The 15,011-nt window shown below is 57.2% G+C and carries 17 protein-coding genes and 1 pseudogene; 2 read left to right on the top strand and 16 right to left on the bottom strand.

Annotation, left to right across the window (positions count from 1 at the left end; all coding sequences use genetic code 11):
* Nucleotides 1-47: 47 nt before the first annotated feature.
* Nucleotides 48-1,748: a cellulose biosynthesis regulator diguanylate cyclase DgcQ gene (gene dgcQ, locus SK50_RS16350; protein ID WP_017383337.1), complete on the top strand. Its 1,701-nt coding sequence runs from the start codon at nucleotides 48-50 to the stop codon at nucleotides 1,746-1,748.
* Here dgcQ and SK50_RS16345 read toward each other — a convergent pair.
* Both SK50_RS16345 and yodD read right to left on the bottom strand, forming a co-directional pair.
* Nucleotides 1,733-2,533 (bottom strand): mannosyl-3-phosphoglycerate phosphatase-related protein, encoded by an 801-nt coding sequence (locus SK50_RS16345; protein WP_017383338.1) that lies wholly within the window; start codon nucleotides 2,531-2,533, stop codon nucleotides 1,733-1,735. The two genes, dgcQ and SK50_RS16345, sit on opposite strands and share 16 nt — an antisense overlap.
* Before the next feature lie 294 nt (nucleotides 2,534-2,827).
* Nucleotides 2,828-3,055, bottom strand: a complete 228-nt coding sequence (gene yodD / locus SK50_RS16340; protein WP_048229716.1) for a YodD family peroxide/acid resistance protein — start codon at nucleotides 3,053-3,055, stop codon at nucleotides 2,828-2,830.
* Nucleotides 3,056-3,183: 128 nt separating this feature from the next.
* Between yodD and dsrB the strand changes: the two genes are divergently transcribed.
* The gene (dsrB, locus tag SK50_RS16335; protein WP_003859583.1) at nucleotides 3,184-3,372 is read left to right on the top strand and encodes a protein DsrB; all 189 of its coding nucleotides are present in this window, start codon (nucleotides 3,184-3,186) and stop codon (nucleotides 3,370-3,372) included.
* Between the two features lie 99 nt (nucleotides 3,373-3,471).
* Here dsrB and rcsA read toward each other — a convergent pair whose 3' ends face one another.
* The 14 genes and pseudogenes from rcsA to fliF form a co-directional block, all read right to left on the bottom strand.
* Nucleotides 3,472-4,095, bottom strand: coding sequence for a transcriptional regulator RcsA (rcsA, locus tag SK50_RS16330; RefSeq protein ID WP_017383340.1), 624 nt, complete (start codon nucleotides 4,093-4,095; stop codon nucleotides 3,472-3,474).
* A 290-nt stretch (nucleotides 4,096-4,385) separates the two neighbouring features.
* Nucleotides 4,386-5,178, bottom strand: a pseudogene (fliR, locus tag SK50_RS16325) (flagellar biosynthetic protein FliR); the annotation flags it as partial.
* 6 nt (nucleotides 5,179-5,184) lie between these two features.
* Nucleotides 5,185-5,454 carry a flagellar biosynthesis protein FliQ gene (fliQ, locus tag SK50_RS16320; RefSeq protein WP_003859587.1) on the bottom strand — a complete coding sequence of 90 codons (270 nt, stop codon included), beginning with the start codon at nucleotides 5,452-5,454 and terminating at the stop codon, nucleotides 5,185-5,187.
* 10 nt (nucleotides 5,455-5,464) lie between these two features.
* A complete protein-coding gene (gene fliP, locus SK50_RS16315) occupies nucleotides 5,465-6,202 on the bottom strand; it encodes a flagellar type III secretion system pore protein FliP (protein ID WP_015572437.1) in 738 nt (245 codons plus the stop codon).
* Nucleotides 6,202-6,576: a flagellar biosynthetic protein FliO gene (gene fliO, locus SK50_RS16310; protein WP_015572438.1), complete on the bottom strand. Its 375-nt coding sequence runs from the start codon at nucleotides 6,574-6,576 to the stop codon at nucleotides 6,202-6,204. The genes fliP and fliO overlap by 1 nt, the downstream gene beginning before the upstream one ends.
* 2 nt (nucleotides 6,577-6,578) lie before the next feature.
* A complete protein-coding gene (gene fliN / locus SK50_RS16305) occupies nucleotides 6,579-6,992 on the bottom strand; it encodes a flagellar motor switch protein FliN (protein ID WP_003859592.1) in 414 nt (137 codons plus the stop codon).
* Nucleotides 6,989-7,993 (bottom strand): flagellar motor switch protein FliM, encoded by a 1,005-nt coding sequence (fliM, locus tag SK50_RS16300; protein WP_003859594.1) that lies wholly within the window; start codon nucleotides 7,991-7,993, stop codon nucleotides 6,989-6,991. The genes fliN and fliM overlap by 4 nt, the downstream gene beginning before the upstream one ends.
* Before the next feature lie 4 nt (nucleotides 7,994-7,997).
* Complete coding sequence (gene fliL / locus SK50_RS16295) at nucleotides 7,998-8,468, bottom strand: flagellar basal body-associated protein FliL (protein ID WP_003859598.1); 471 nt, start codon at nucleotides 8,466-8,468, stop codon at nucleotides 7,998-8,000.
* 106 nt (nucleotides 8,469-8,574) lie between these two features.
* The gene (gene fliK / locus SK50_RS16290; protein WP_045344371.1) at nucleotides 8,575-9,783 is read right to left on the bottom strand and encodes a flagellar hook length control protein FliK; all 1,209 of its coding nucleotides are present in this window, start codon (nucleotides 9,781-9,783) and stop codon (nucleotides 8,575-8,577) included.
* On the bottom strand, nucleotides 9,780-10,223 hold the full coding sequence (gene fliJ, locus SK50_RS16285) for a flagellar export protein FliJ (RefSeq protein WP_045344372.1): 444 nt from the start codon (nucleotides 10,221-10,223) through the stop codon (nucleotides 9,780-9,782). Before fliJ ends, fliK begins: the two co-directional genes overlap by 4 nt.
* A 21-nt stretch (nucleotides 10,224-10,244) precedes the next feature.
* A complete protein-coding gene (gene fliI, locus SK50_RS16280) occupies nucleotides 10,245-11,615 on the bottom strand; it encodes a flagellar protein export ATPase FliI (RefSeq protein WP_017693144.1) in 1,371 nt (456 codons plus the stop codon).
* Entirely contained in the window at nucleotides 11,615-12,322 is a 708-nt protein-coding gene (fliH, locus tag SK50_RS16275; protein WP_032619386.1) for a flagellar assembly protein FliH, read from the bottom strand. The genes fliI and fliH overlap by 1 nt, the downstream gene beginning before the upstream one ends.
* Nucleotides 12,315-13,313, bottom strand: coding sequence for a flagellar motor switch protein FliG (fliG, locus tag SK50_RS16270; protein WP_003859608.1), 999 nt, complete (start codon nucleotides 13,311-13,313; stop codon nucleotides 12,315-12,317). The genes fliH and fliG overlap by 8 nt, the downstream gene beginning before the upstream one ends.
* A complete protein-coding gene (gene fliF / locus SK50_RS16265) occupies nucleotides 13,306-14,988 on the bottom strand; it encodes a flagellar basal-body MS-ring/collar protein FliF (RefSeq protein WP_017383346.1) in 1,683 nt (560 codons plus the stop codon). Before fliF ends, fliG begins: the two co-directional genes overlap by 8 nt.
* Nucleotides 14,989-15,011 lie beyond the last annotated feature (23 nt).

Genomic DNA, 15,011 nt, shown 5'->3' with positions numbered 1-15,011 from the left:
CAGAAGACTTATCATATCGGATGGTGAGCGACAATCAGGGAGTGTGTGTGCAGCACGATACCTTTGTTGTAAAACAATCATTTTTGCAGTGGCTGCATAAGCGTAGCAATCCCCGTTTGATTGTTAACTTCTGTTTTATCGTTGTCCTGATCTTTTCCACCCTCCTGACCTGGCGCGAAGTTGTGGTACTGGAAGATGCTTATATCTCCAGCCAGCGTAACCATCTGGAAACGGTTGCCAGTGCGCTGGACAGACAGCTTCAGTTCAGCGTCGATAAGATATTGTTTTTTCGCCACAGCATGCGTGATGCGCTGGAAACGCCGCTGGCGTTTGGCGTGCTGCATGATGCGGTAAAGCGTTTTGCGCATTTGCGCACGTCCCCCAGCTGGCAAATTGCGGTTGATAAACAGCGCACGTTACCGATCAACGGTGTTTCGGATGCCTTCGTTGAAAAGACGACCCTTCTGAACCGTGATGATGAGTACCTTGATAATGAACTGTCCGCCGCGCTTGAAGTGGGGTATTTGCTGCGTCTGGCATCCAGCCCTTCCCGCAACGAAGAGCGCGTGATTTATGTCTCTCGCGCCGGATTCTTTCTGGAAACGGACACGCCGGGAAATTCCAGCGATATCGTGCAGCGCTATTACCATCTGGTCACTCAGCCCTGGTTTACCCAACAGTCCGAGCGTGAAAACCGTGCGCGTGCCGTGCGCTGGTTTATCTCGCCGCCTTCCACCTTTGTCGGCAAAAAGCCGCTGATCACCGCCAGCGTGCCGGTTTATTACAATCACGTCTGGTATGGCGTGGTGGCGATGGATTTCACCTTTGCCACCCTGCGTCGCCTGCTGGTGGAAGCCGTGGGCGATAACCCGGAAGGGGAATACCAACTGTATGACAGTCGGCTTACTCAGCTTGCAACGTCTGAATCACCTGCTGCGGACGTTAATCATTTTGACGCGCGCGAATTAGCGCAGATAGCGCACGCGATAGAATCGGATTCCGAAGGTGGCATTCGCCTGGGGAGTCGTTTTGTGAGCTGGGAGCGTCTCGACCATTTTGATGGCATCGTCCTGCGCGTGCACACCCTGGATGAAGGGGTGCGCGGTGATTTTGGCAGCATCAGCATTGTGCTGGCATTGCTTTGGGCGCTGTTCACCGCGATGCTGCTCATCTCATGGCTGGTGATCCGGCGCATGGTCAGTAATATGTATTCGATGCAGAGCTCGCTGCAATGGCAGGCCTGGCACGACCCTCTGACCCGGCTGAATAATCGTGGGTCGCTGTTCGAGCAGGCGAAAATGCTGGCGAAGCAGTGTGAACAGCAGTCGCTGCCTTTCTCGGTCATTCAGATCGATCTTGATTGCTTCAAGAGCATCAATGATCGGTTCGGGCATCAGGCGGGTGATAAGGTGTTGTCCCATGCCGCGGGTCTGATTGCCAGCACCCTCCGGACTAAAGATATTGCCGGACGCGTCGGGGGCGAAGAGTTCTGTGTGGTGCTGCCGGGCATGACGCTTGAAGAGGCGGCGGAAGTCGCAGAGCAGATCCGCGAGCGTATCGACAGCAAAGAGATCCTGATTAAGAAAAGTACCACCCTGCGCGTAAGTGCGTCGTTTGGCGTCTCTGGCGCGCAGGAGAAGGGCAATTATCACTTCGAAAATCTGCAATCCACCGCCGATGCGCGTCTGTATGAGGCGAAACAGCGCGGGCGTAACCGGGTCATCTGGCAGGATCACGTCAAAAAGTAATCAAGCCCCTCGCACCAGCCGGTCGGCCCGGTGTGCTGAGTGTGATAAACCCGGGCGGGATCGTTGTTCTTAAGGCTGACGCCCTCCCGGTTGAAGCCCTTCACCACGACGGCAAAGCCTACGCTGTCCAGCAGCGGGGCATCATTCGGGCCGTCGCCCAGGCCCAGCGTCGTCGGTTCGGAACCCTCGTGCAGGCGATACTGGTCCACAAGCCAGTGAACCGCCACGTCTTTGCCGCAGCAGGTATCCAGGATATGCCAGAAGCGTGCTCCCTGGACAATCTTCAGCCCCTGCCGGGCGAGTTCGGCGGCAAAGCGTTCCATTTGTTCATCACTGTCACGCCAGATCAGCGTCACGGAAGCCTCGTGTTTACGCGCAAGCACTGAGCGGGGACGACTCAGCCCAGTCCATTCGGCGACCACGCGCTCGTCCACGTCATCGAAGGTGGTGAATTTAAGATGCATCTCCTGGCGTACCCGGGCAATACACTGCCGGATATCGTCATGCTTCTTTTCTGAGATGAACCGTGCGGCGTTTTCCCACCGTACGTCAGGCTGGATCACCGCGCCGTTTTCCGCAATATAGGGCAACCCGCCAAGCCCCAGCTCCTGCTGGATGTCATCCATCTCGGACGCGGTTTTGCTGCTGCACAGAATGACCGGTACCTGTTCATCCATTAACTTTTCCAGCCAGGGGGCCGCAGGCTGCCAGTCGAGTGTGTGAAAATCCAACAGCGTGCCGTCGAGGTCGGTAAAAACAAGCAGAGTCTCCTCAAACGAAGGCATAACGACTCCCGGGTGATGATTTCACCTAAGATAAATCTTAAAAAAACAGGCATTGACGCGCCGTTGAAGTGGAAACGATCCCGACAAACCCACACGCGGCGCATGTTTATACTCATAACCAAAATTCACATGTATAAAATATAATATTCGCTAAGAGAATATATGCTTGTAAGACTATTCCGTTGGGGATAATGTCTTACCTGCATCAGATTTCCTGGTGTAACGAATTTACAAGTGCTTCTTGCATAAGCAAGTTTGATCCCGGTCATCCCCATGACCGGGATTTTTTTCGCCTTAGCGGTTCTTCTCCGAGACGCTAAAGTCATGGATATCCAGCTCGAATGCTTCAGCCAGTTCACGGTAGGTATGGTAATCCCTACCATTGACCACGACACGGTCGGAATTATCCTCCGCGCGATGAACTTCGGACTCACTGAATTCATTGATGGCGGCAAGCAGGGCATCGACATCCACTTCAACCTCACGCTTAATGGTGTCGCTGTACTCTTTGTCGGTCTTCATGGCGGGTTCCTCATTTAATCGTCTCAACAGTTAAGTATAGACCGCACACAAAAACGCCATTCGCGCCAGGTGGCGATGCCAGGCAATGCAATTTGTTCTACACTGGCTCAAAACCACAGGAGGAATGTATGAAGGTCAACGATCGGGTAACCGTCAAAACGGACGGTGGGCCGCGCCGCCCGGGCGTGGTGCTGGCTATAGAAGAGTTTAATGAAGGCACAATGTATCTGGTGTCGCTGGAAGATTACCCGCTCGGCATCTGGTTCTTCAACGAACTGGGGCACCCGGATGGGATCTTTGTGGAAACGGCGGAATAGGGCGGCGTCGGGGGCGTCTTCTCCCCGGCTCCGGCTACTGAAAAGCAAAATCTCTGGCCAGGCCAGAGATCAAGGTAGGGTACAACATGGCCGTGCAAATTAGCGCATATTAACGAAAATCCCATTCGTCACATTATCTGTCAGGCGTACGACATGGTATATGACTTGCTTATTATGCGTTTTAATTTTCCTTTTAATATTTCCTTTGTGTGACGATACTGTTTTTGCCTTGATATTCATCTGGTCTGAGATCTGAATTGTCCCTTGTCCAGCCATCCACATTCTTAGCATACTTGATTCAGTTCTGCTTAATGATAGGGTGGGTAAGTTAACCGCCCCTACATTCTTAACTTCTTTATTCAAATAATCGCCCAGGATATCATCAAGCGACTCTGGTTTAATCGATTTCGAACTGATTAATAAGTTTTTACGCACCAACAAATACTCATCGAAATGAATATTGGCGATCGCCATAAAAACAATAAACAGGGTCTTAGGATGCTGATTAATGATCTGCTTAATGTGCTGACTGTTAGCGGGGTCGTGAATGAAACAGTCCTCATTAATAAACACCACGCCGGGCTTGTGGGCGTCACAAGCGGCTGCGAGTTCTTCAACGGTGTGTGCATCGTTGATGTCTCTCTTTCTTACCCCTCTGCTTGCTAAGTACCCGGTTAACCCTAGCCGGGTGTAGCTGCATAAATCCATAATGATCGTTGACATGGCATACCCTCACTCAATGCGTAACGATAATTCACCACCTGCCTGAGAGCTCATAAACAGCCATACGGGATGGAAAAAATCTAATAAAACCTGTGAGCATGACAAAGACTTTCAGGCGAACTCACTATCCCGTAAAGTTACGTATAATTTGCCAGGAATCATCTTAAAGTAAAGTAAATATTAAGTATTGTGAGGTGGTTAGAAACATTTAAACCGCGTCAGATATATCCTGGTAGATGTTTTTCGAGATTATTTTTAGGAATATCCTCAGAAAGACATTGCAAACACTGCGGGTTATTATTTGCGTGGAAGTTCGCTGACAATATCCGCTAACAGATTGAATATCTCGCTGAATAAATGCTCGCAGAAGGGGGCGATAAGTGGCATCAATAATGACATTAATAAAAGGCCAACCGTCAAAGTCACCGGAAAGCCGATGACGAATACCGACAGCTGCGGAGCCATTCGGTTGAGTAAACCTAATGCGAGGTTAACGGTGAGCAGCAGGGTAATGATCGGCAGCGCCAGCATCAGCCCGTTGAGGAAGATCAGCCCGGCAGCCCGCACCAGCGCCAGAAACGCGTTGCTGTTTACCGGGTAGTCGCCAATCGGCAGCGTGTGGAAGGTGTCCACCAGCATCGAGATGAGCCACAGGTGGCCGTTGAACGAGAGAAACAACAGCATCGCCAGCAGGTCGATAATACGCGCCAGCACGGGCATATTCAGATGGCTGCCCGGGTCAACGAACGTCGCGAAAGACAGGCCCATCTGCAAACCGATAAGTTCACCCGCCGTTCGTACCGCGGCGAAGGCGAGCTGCATCGTAAACCCGACCGCCACGCCAATCATCACCTGTTGCAGGGCAATCCAGATCGCATTCGGGGAAAAGATCGGGATATCCACCGCCGGCAGGGTAGGGGCAACGATAATCGTGATAACGATGCCCAGCCCAATTTTGACGCGTTTAGGCACCGACTTTTCACTGAGTATGGGGGCGGTGGAGATCAGCGCCATGATGCGCAGCATCGGCCAGAAATAGATCCCGAGCCACTGAACAAACTGATCGCTGGTGAAATGCAGCATCGTCCGTCAGCCGATGATGTAAGGCAGATTGGTGAACAGGTTGCGCATATAGTCCAGCAGCAAATTGAGCATCCATGGCCCGGCAACGATAATCGCCACGAAGACGGCAATGATCTTCGGGATGAACGACAGGGTCATTTCGTTAATCTGCGTGGCGGCCTGGAGAATACTGATAATCAGACCGGTGACCAGCGCAACCAGCAGCAGGGGCGCGGCGACGGCAATCGCGACTTTCATCGCCTCCGTGCCCATCATCATGACCGACTCAGGCGTCATTGCGCGCTCCTCAACTGTAGAAACTCTGCGCCAGCGAGCTGACCAGCAGCTGCCAGCCGTCGACCAGCACGAACAGCATGATCTTAAAGGGCAGGGCAATGGTTGCGGGCGGGACCATCATCATCCCGAGCGCCATCAGGACGCTGGCGATCACCAGGTCAATAATCAGGAACGGAATGAAAATGGTGAAGCCAATTTGGAACGCCGTTTTCAGCTCACTGGTCACATACGCCGGGAGCAGAATGCGCATCGGCACCGCTTCCGGCCCCTGTAACTCACCGGTGTTAGCGAGACGGGCAAACAGGGCCAGATCCGCTTCGCGCGTCTGGCGAAGCATAAATTCACGTAATGGCTGCGCGCCCTTTTCCAGGGCAACCTGCATGGAAATTTTATCTTCGCTGAACGGCTGGTAGGCCTCGGTGTAAATCTTGTCGATCACCGGCGACATAATGAAAAAGGTCAGGAACAGGGCTAAACCCAGCAGCACCTGATTGGGCGGCGCGGACGGCGTGCCGAGCGCGTTGCGCAGCAGGCCAAACACAATGATAATGCGGGTGAAGCTGGTCATCATTAGCAGGATCGCCGGGATAAAGGTCAGCGAGGTGATGAATACCAGCGTCTGCACGGACAGGGACCAGCTTTGTCCACCGTTCGCCAGCGGCGTGGAAACCAGCCCCGGCAGTTGCGCATACACAGAGGGCGCGAACAGACCCAGGCCTGTCAGCGTAAGGAATAACAAACGGCGCATCAGGATCTCCCGGGACGCTTGAGCAAACTCTTCATTACGGACTGGAAATCCGCAGGGGCCTGGGCGTTAGCCTCCACCGTGACAGGCGCAGGGGGGAGCGTGTGAAGGACGTTAATGCTGGAGGCGGTCACGCCCAGCACCAGTCGTGCATCTTCCACCTCCACAATGACCACGCGCTCGCGCGGTCCTAGCGGGGTGCTGGCGCTGACCTTCAACCCGCGGGTACCGGCCGTTTTCCCCGCCAGACCGAAACGCTTTGCCAGCCAGGCGGCGATAAGGATAAAGGCAATAATACCGAACAGCGCGCCGCTCACCTGGAGCAGCGGTGAGCCGGGTACGGCGGAGGGCGCGGACAGTGTTGCTTGGGTTTTCATACTTAACGACTCAGACGACGCATGCGTTCGGAAGGGGTAATGATGTCGGTGATACGTACGCCGTATTTATCGGCCACCACCACTACTTCGCCCTGTGCAATCAGGTAGCCGTTGATCAGAATATCCAGCGGCTCACCCGCTAAACCGTCAAGCGCCACCACGGAACCCTGGGTCAGGCGCAGCAGCTCTTTAATGGTCATGCGGGTGCGACCCAGCTCAACGGTCAGCTTGACCGGAATGTCCATAATCAGGTCGATGTCCTGCAACGTGCCGCTGACGTCGCCGCCGCCTAACTGCTGAAAGACCGCGTCTGCCGCGCTTTTCGTCGGCGTCGTTTTCTGCTCGTTTAACGCGTCAGCCCACAGATCGTCCAGTGCTCCGCTGTTTTCATCGGACGGATTGTTCATGTCACTCATTTGGGCTGTTCCTCATTCAGCGAATTCAAAATCGGGTTGATCAAGTGCTCAACGCGTAACGCATACTGGCCGTTAATCGTGCCGTACTGGCTTGTCAGCACGGGTACGCCATCCACATGGGCAATAATGCGGTCAGGTTTATCTATCGGCAAAACGTCGCCGGGTTGTAATTTCAGGATCTGCGATAACCGCATGGAGATGTCGGCGAAGTTGGCCACCAGCTCCAGCTGCGAATGCTGCACCTGACGCACCAGGTTTTCACGCCAGTTCTGATCTTCGTGACGTGAGTTCTCCAGCGGCGGGTTCACCAGCAGTTCGCGCAGCGGTTCAATCATGCTGAACGGCAGGCAGATGTTGAACTCGCCCGTCAGGTTGCCGATCTCGACGTGGAACGGGGTGTTCACGACGATGTCATTCGGGGAGGTGGTGATGTTGGTAAACTTCACCTGCATCTCGGAACGCACGTACTCCACTTCCAGCGGGTTAATCGCTTTCCACGCGTCACTGTAGGATTCCAGCGCCAGCTTCAGCATGCGGTTAATCACGCGCTGTTCGGTATGGGTAAACTCGCGGCCTTCCACTTTGGTCGGGAAACGGCCATCGCCACCGAACAGGTTATCCACCGCGATGAACACCAGGCTTGGCGAGAACACAACCAGGCCGGTACCGCGCAGCGGTTTCAGATGGATCAGGTTAAGGTTGGTTGGCACCGGCAGGTTGCGGGCAAACTCATGATACGGCTGAATGCGGATCGCACCGACGGTGATATCCGGGCTACGACGCAGCAGGTTAAACAACCCCATACGGAATTGACGTGCGAAACGTTCGTTGATGATCTCCAGCGCCTGTAAGCGCTCGCGCACCACGCGACGTTGGGTATTGGGATCGTAGGGACGAATATTATCGTCGCCGGTCAGACCCGGTTTCGGTTCGTCACTCTTATCGCTGTCGCCGTTGAGCAGCGCATCGATTTCTGCCTGAGAAAGAATACTGTCGCCCATGTCGTTACCGCAGAATGAAGGCTGTATACAGAACGTCAGTGACTTCCTGCTTAGGTTGGCCGTTTACCAGCGGGGTCGCCAGCGTCTGTTTGATGGCATCGACCAGCTTTTGCTTGCCCACATCGGTGGCGAGCGCGGAGGCATCCTGACGAGAAAACAGTAGCAGCAGACGGCTACGCACTTCTGGCAGATAGTCGTTCAGACGTGCACGGGTCGCTTCATCTTTCAGACGCAGCGTAATACCCACGTAAAGCACGCGATCCGCATCGCCCAGATTGACGGTGAACGTATCCAGTGGGTAGAAGACCGGCGCCGGTGGAGGCGGCGCTTCAGCTTTGGCGGCCGCGCTGGAGGGTTCCTGCTGCATACGCCAGTAACTGTAGCCTGCGGTGGCGCAGGCCGCGAGGGTAATCAACACCAGCAGCGGGATCCAGATGGAACGCTTGCTTTTTTTGGTGATAGCGGAGTCTGTCATCTGATACGAGCTTCCTGTTTCGGTACAGCTTAATACGGTGATTATCCCGTGTCCGGCTTAGGTCAAAGCGTGGAAAAGACGGGGATAATCACGTTACCTCTGGCGTTTAGGCAAAGATGTCTACGGCACGGCTGCCGCGCGCGGCGGATTGCAAGGCGGCAGGGGCAGGCAATAACTCTTCGCTCTCATCGTTAAACCCACCATGCTGGCCGGAACGCGAAGCGTGCTGTTGCTGCCCGGATGAGGACTGCTGTTGCCCGGCAAAGCCCTCGCTGCTGACGCTGCTTTGGGAAAGCTGAATGCCGTTTTCCGCAAGCTGCGTGCGCAGGATCGGCAGGGCCGCTTCCAGCGCCGCGCGGACGTGGCTGTGGGGCGAAACCATCTGCAACTGCGCCTGGTTGTCATCCAGCTTAAGCGAAATTTGCACCTGACCCAGATCCTCCGGGTGCAGACGCAGCTCTGCGGTCTGCTGTCCCTGCTTTGTGAACAGGGTGATGTGCTGGCTCAGATTCTGCTGCCATTCGTGCGTGCCCAGCGGCTGGCTTAACACCGGCGCTGTCGCAACGGTAGCGGCAGGCTGTGAAGGCGCCAGGTGACTGACGATCGGGGCCAGCGTCGCGGTTGGGCTGGCGGCAGACGACGCCGCGCTCGCTACGTCCTGCTTCTCTGCGACGGCGGCTGGCGTAACGGCTGCCGTGGCGGGCAGCGATGTGTCGCTGTCCTGAACCGGCATTTTTTCCTGACCCGTTAACGCATGGCTAAGCGGCTGATGCTGGCCGTTGTCCGTCTGGGCTAGCGCAGAGGGGAGGGCGGCACGGGGGGCGATCTCCCCGGTGCTCGCAGGCTGCGTCGCTACCGGGGTGGTGGTCTGCTGGTGCGGTAACATCGCCATCAGCGCGCTTAACCCGGCCAGCTCCTCTTCTTCAGTCGTGGTCTCGCTGTTTGTTTTCGCCTCCGGCTGGGTCAGCGTCTTCAGCGCATCCGTATTCGCTGCGGGTTTCAGGCCGGAGACGAGGCTTTGCAGGGAGACGGCGGTATCTTCACCAGTCAGGGTCTCCTGACGGGAGAGCAGCTCGGCAATTTTGGCCTGGAGCGTGGTATCACCGTTTTTTTCCTTTGCCGCTGTCGAGAGCTTGCTGCCCGCCGCTTTCAGATCCGCCAGCGTCAGCGGGGCATCTTTGCCTTTGCCGGTGGTCTCGGTCAACGCGCCCGCCAGCAGAGAGAGAAAATCTTGCGCGCCCTCAGCGCCTTTCCCGGTCAGCGTGCCGCCGGATGGGTCGCTGTCGGTCATCAGCAGTTGTTGCAGTGTGATCATTCTGGTTTCCTCATTGATGCGCGCTGGGCAAACTCATCCATTTTTTTCTGATCCAGACGGTTTTCCGCCAGGGTCGAGGCTGCAACCTGCCGATCCTGTAAGGTTTGCCAGGCCTGCAACCGCTGTTTTTTCTCGCGCCAGAAATTCAGCGCGGTATCGACTTTTTGCGTCCACTGGTTGAGCTGCTGGCGATGCTGTTCAATCGCCTTTTCCAGCGTCTGGATAAACTGCTGATAGTTAATCCAGCGCTGGCTACCAATGCCCTGCGCCATGTCGGTGTTAAGGTTGGTGCGATATTCATGCTGATAGTCGATTAACATCTTCAACTGTTCTTCAGCCTGCTGGCACCCGCGTCGCATTGCGCCAAGCTGCAATGCGGCATCATCAACTTCTTTTTCAGCCAGATCTTTCAGCGTTGATAACGCACTGTTCTGCGCCATGACCTTCGCCCTCCACCTGTGTTACACCTGCGGGAAAATCAGCTCCAGTGCCTGGAGGGAATCTTCCCAGTCGGCGCGTTCAAAAATACCCTGTTGCAGAAATGCCTCCAGCTGCGGCCACAGGGCAATCGCTTTATCGAGCATCGGGTCGCTGCCTTTGGCGTACGCCCCGACGCTTACCAGATCGCGGTTGCGCTGGAAGCTGGAGAGCAGTTGTTTGAAGTTACGCACGCGGGCGTAGTGTTGCTCGGTGATCAGGGCCGTCATCGCACGGCTGATCGACGCTTCAATATCAATTGCCGGATAGTGCCCGGCTTCGGCCAGACGGCGCGACAGCACGATATGGCCGTCGAGGATCGCTCGCGCGGAGTCGGCAATCGGGTCCTGCTGGTCATCGCCTTCGGTCAGTACCGTATAGAACGCGGTGATGGAGCCGCCGCCGCTGATGCCGTTCCCCGCGCGCTCAACCAACGCCGGGAGCTTGGCGAAGACCGACGGCGGGTAGCCTTTGGTCGCGGGCGGCTCGCCGATGGCCAGCGCAATCTCACGCTGCGCCATCGCGTAGCGGGTCAGGGAGTCCATAATCAGCAGCACGTGCTGGCCCCGGTCGCGGAAATCTTCCGCAATACGCGTGGCGTAGGCGGCACCCTGCATACGCAGCAGCGGCGACACGTCCGCAGGCGCAGCGATCACCACCGAGCGGGCGCGGCCCTCCGCACCCAGAATGTTTTCGATGAAATCTTTGACTTCGCGACCACGCTCACCAATCAGGCCTACCACGATAACGTCCGCCTGGGTATAACGCGCCATCATGCCGAGCAGGACCGATTTACCCACGCCGGAGCCGGCAAACAGCCCCATACGCTGGCCGCGTCCCACGGTGAGCAGGGCGTTAATCGGCCGCACGCCGGTATCCAGTACGTGCTCGATTGGCGTGCGTTGCAGCGGGTTGAAGGGTTGGGTGATCAGCGCGCCGGTTTCGGTGGTATCAGGGGAGGGCAGGCCATCGAGCGGTTTGCCGCTTCCGTCCAGCACGCGGCCCAGCAGCGCCGGACCGAGCGGGAGCTGTTTGCCGCTTTGCAGGCCGTCACCGCTGATGTTTTTCGCGTAGACGCGGGCGCCGGGCAAAATCCCTTCCACTTCTTCAAGGGGCATCAGAAACAGGCGCTGACCGTTGAACCCGACCACTTCGCTTTCCACTTCACGCGTCTCCCCCCCGTCCTGTCGCTCAATCACGCAGGTGGCGCCGAGCGGAAGTTGCAGCCCCGTGGCTTCCAGGACCAGACCGGTGGCGCGGGTCAGGCGTCCATAACGACGAACGGATGGCAGCTGCGCCATCTTCGTTTCAAAATTATCGAGCGTGTTAAGCCAGCGCGTAAGGCGAGCGGTCATCAGATGACTCCCGGTGCCGCCAGGCGGCACAGTTCCTGCCAGCGGGTCGCGACGCTGGCATCCAGATCGCCCTCATCCGCCGAGACCTTACAGCCTCCGTGATGGAGCGACGGATCGCCGCGCAGCCGCCAGCCGTGCAGGCTCAGCGTCGCGCCGAGGCTCTCTTCCACGCGCTGCAAATCATCAGGATGAACGCGCAGCTGCGGTTTGCCGCTGAACAGCGGCTCCTGCTGGAGCAGCCCCTGGATCTGCTTAATCAGCGCGGCGTTATCCACTACCGGCGTCTGGCCGATCACCTGACGGGCCGCCTCCAGCGCCATCTGCATCAGGCGCGAGGCAATCACGCTGTCGAGCGCATCCAGCGTGTGCTGAAACTCGCTCACCAGCTGCTGCATGCGGGCATGCAGCGGCGCCTGCTGCTGGCGCGCCTGCTCAATGCCCTGTTCTAAACCTTTCGCCAGCCCTTCCTGATAACCCTGTGCGTGCCCGGTCTGACGGCCTTCGTTCATCCCGGCGTTGAAGCCCTGCTCGTGCGCCTGCATTTGCATCTGGGCCAGCATCTGGGCGCGCTGTTCCTCTTCACTCAGCTCGGGGATGCCCGCCCCGGCGTCGCCCTCGTCGGACGACACAACGGCAGGGGTGAACTCTGCGGTGGGAGGGGAGAGGTCGTCAGGCGTCCAGCGCTTCCACGACAGTTCATCAGACATAGGTGTCGTCTCCGCTGCCAATCACCATCTCGCCGGTTTCTGCCAGACGACGAACAATAAGCAGGATCGCTTTCTGTTCGTTTTCCACCTGAGACAAACGCACCGGGCCACGGTTGGCCAGGTCGTCGCGCAGGATATCGGCCGCACGCTGGGACATGTTGCGCAGGAACTTCTCGCGCAGCGGCTGCTCGGCGCCTTTGAGGGCGATAAGCAGCGATTCGGAGTCCACCTCCTGAAGCAGGCGCTGGATGCTGCGATCGTCCACTTCGACCAGGTTTTCGAACAGGAACATCTCGTCGATAATTTTCTGCGCCAGCTCGCCGTCGAACTCGCGTACCGCCGTAATAACCGCCTCTTCCTGCTGCGTTTTCATCAGGTTGATGATTTCCGCTGCCGTTCTCACGCCACCCATTTTGCTGCGCTTGAGGTTCTGGCCGTCGAGCAGGTTGTTCAGCACTTCGGTCAGCTCCGCCAGCGCGGCTGGCTGGACGCCGCCGAAGGTGGCGATACGCAGCATCACGTCGTGGCGCAGGCGCTCGTCGAACAGCGCCAGAATATCGGCTGCCTGACCCCGTTTGAGGTGGACCAGAATGGTGGCGATAATCTGCGGGTGCTCGTCGCGAATAAGATCGGCGGCGCTTTGCGGCTCCATAAAGTTGAGCGTTTCGATCCCGCTGGCGGTGTCGCGCGTTTCGAGAATATCTTCCAGCAGGCTGGCGGCGCGCTCTTCGCCCAGCGCCTTAACCAGCACGGAGCGCAGGTATTCGTTGGCGTTGACGTTGAGCGCGGCAAACTGCTCGGCTTCCTGCTCAAACTCCGCCAGCACTTCTGTAAGCTGCTTGTTGGAGATCTGGCGCACGTTGGCCATCGCCGCGCTGAGGATCTGCACTTCTCGCTGGGAGAGGTGTTTAAACACTTCCGCCGCGCGATCTTCGCCAATGGTCATCAGCAGGATGACGCTCTTATCGGTGCCTGTAAGCGTATTACTCATGTTCGTTACCCATCCAACCGCGGATGACCAGCGCGACGACGCGCGGATCGTTATCTGACATTTCGCGAATGCGCTGGCTCATCACCTCTGCGCCCATACGCTGGTTAGCACGGCGCTGCTGCATCTGTTCATCTTTGCTGAGACGAACTTCAACCGCTTCTTCCTCGTCCGGACGCGCGTTCTTCTGTTCCAGCGCGGCTTTCTCGGCTTCAGCACGGCGCTGTAGCTGAGGACGAACGCCCTTACGCCACAGCAGCCACGCGACAATCAGCACCAGCAGCCAGCGGCCTGCGGACATCAGCTGATCGAAGAACGCCTGCTGTTGCCAGAACGGCAGTTCGCCACCGGTCTCATCCACCGGGTTGAACGGTGAGTTCACAACGTTGAGGGTATCGCCACGTTTTTCAGAGAAGCCCATCGCTTCGCGGGTCAAATCTTCGATCTGCTTCATCTGCTCCGCCGTGAGCGGCAGCGGTTTACCGTCCGGCAGCGTTTTGTAATTCACCACCACGGCAACAGAGAGACGCTGAATATCGCCCGTGTTCAGTTTGGTATGGCGGATAGTCCGGTCGACTTCGTAGTTGGTCGTTTCGTTACGGCTGCTGTTACGCGGGCCGGTACTGTTCGCGGTCGAGGTCGTCTGCTGATTCGTTTGCTGACCGTTCTGCGGGTTTGCCGGCGGGGTGGAGATTGGCGCGGCGTTGGCAGGCGCAGGCTGGTTAGAGAGCGCGCCCGGCACACCGCCAGGATACTGTCCGCCGACCTGTTCCGTCTCATTGATCTGACGCGAGCGTAACACGGCGCGGGAGGCATCCCCGTTCGGGGCGTACTGCTCTTCGGTCTGTTCTTTATTCGAGAAATCAATCTGCGCGGTGACCTGCGCGTGTACGTTGCTGCTGCCGACCACCGGGCCCAGAATCGCTTCGATGCGACGCTGGAGACGGCCTTCCACATCCGCGGCGTATTTCAGCTGAGCGTCGTTGAGATCGCGCCCTGCGGTGTTGGACTGCGTCAGCAGATGACCACTCTGATCCACCAGCGTAACGTTACCCGGCGGCAGGCCGGCCACCGCACTGGAGACCAGGTGCGTGACGGCGCTGATCTGCCCTTCATCCAGCGCACGGCCAGGTTCGAGGTTAACGGTCACAGAGGCCGAAGGGGACTTTTGTTCACGGACAAACAGGGACGGCTTAGGCATCGCCAGGTGCACGCGGGCACTTTTCACCGGGCCTAAGGTTTCAATCGTACGGGCCAGCTCACCTTCCAGCGCGCGTTGGTAGTTAACCTGCTCGCTGAACTGACTGATGCCGAATTTTTCCTGATCCAGCAGCTCAAACCCAACCGCGCCGCCTTTTGGCAGCCCCTGCTGGGCGAGACGCAGGCGAAGCTCGTGCACTTTATCTGCCGGTACTTCAAGCGCACCACCGTTATCGGCAAAGCGATACGGGATGTTCATCTGGGTTAACTGGGTGACAATGGCACCGCCATCCTGGTCGGAAAGGTTGCTGTAGAGCGTGCGGTAATCCGGGCTTTTTGCCCATAAGACCATCGCGACAACGATCGCAATGGCGGCAGCGCCTGCCACAATCAACGGGATCTTAGGGTTGGCGCGAAGGCGGTTCATCCACTCGAGTGATTTATTCTGTGGCGCTGTCGATGCTGCTGTCGCACTCATTGCGCACCTCTTAAATCCTGGTG

The organism is Enterobacter sp. BWH64, from assembly GCF_001037645.1.
Taxonomy (GTDB): domain Bacteria; phylum Pseudomonadota; class Gammaproteobacteria; order Enterobacterales; family Enterobacteriaceae; genus Enterobacter; species Enterobacter hormaechei_C.
This window is presented reverse-complemented; position numbering and strand designations above follow the sequence as displayed.

Coding starts and splice junctions, on each gene's coding strand:
- fliG (WP_003859608.1), bottom strand. CDS start 13,313: ATGAGTAATACGCTTACAGGCACCGATAAGAGCGTCATCCTGCTGATG.
- fliO (WP_015572438.1), bottom strand. CDS start 6,576: ATGAAAACCCAAGCAACACTGTCCGCGCCCTCCGCCGTACCCGGCTCA.
- fliQ (WP_003859587.1), bottom strand. CDS start 5,454: ATGACGCCTGAGTCGGTCATGATGATGGGCACGGAGGCGATGAAAGTC.
- fliH (WP_032619386.1), bottom strand. CDS start 12,322: ATGTCTGATGAACTGTCGTGGAAGCGCTGGACGCCTGACGACCTCTCC.
- fliL (WP_003859598.1), bottom strand. CDS start 8,468: ATGACAGACTCCGCTATCACCAAAAAAAGCAAGCGTTCCATCTGGATC.
- yodD (WP_048229716.1), bottom strand. CDS start 3,055: ATGAAGACCGACAAAGAGTACAGCGACACCATTAAGCGTGAGGTTGAA.
- fliK (WP_045344371.1), bottom strand. CDS start 9,783: ATGATCACACTGCAACAACTGCTGATGACCGACAGCGACCCATCCGGC.
- fliM (WP_003859594.1), bottom strand. CDS start 7,993: ATGGGCGACAGTATTCTTTCTCAGGCAGAAATCGATGCGCTGCTCAAC.
- fliI (WP_017693144.1), bottom strand. CDS start 11,615: ATGACCGCTCGCCTTACGCGCTGGCTTAACACGCTCGATAATTTTGAA.
- fliP (WP_015572437.1), bottom strand. CDS start 6,202: ATGCGCCGTTTGTTATTCCTTACGCTGACAGGCCTGGGTCTGTTCGCG.
- dsrB (WP_003859583.1), top strand. CDS start 3,184: ATGAAGGTCAACGATCGGGTAACCGTCAAAACGGACGGTGGGCCGCGC.
- fliJ (WP_045344372.1), bottom strand. CDS start 10,223: ATGGCGCAGAACAGTGCGTTATCAACGCTGAAAGATCTGGCTGAAAAA.
- fliF (WP_017383346.1), bottom strand. CDS start 14,988: ATGAGTGCGACAGCAGCATCGACAGCGCCACAGAATAAATCACTCGAG.
- rcsA (WP_017383340.1), bottom strand. CDS start 4,095: ATGTCAACGATCATTATGGATTTATGCAGCTACACCCGGCTAGGGTTA.
- fliN (WP_003859592.1), bottom strand. CDS start 6,992: ATGAGTGACATGAACAATCCGTCCGATGAAAACAGCGGAGCACTGGAC.
- SK50_RS16345 (WP_017383338.1), bottom strand. CDS start 2,533: ATGCCTTCGTTTGAGGAGACTCTGCTTGTTTTTACCGACCTCGACGGC.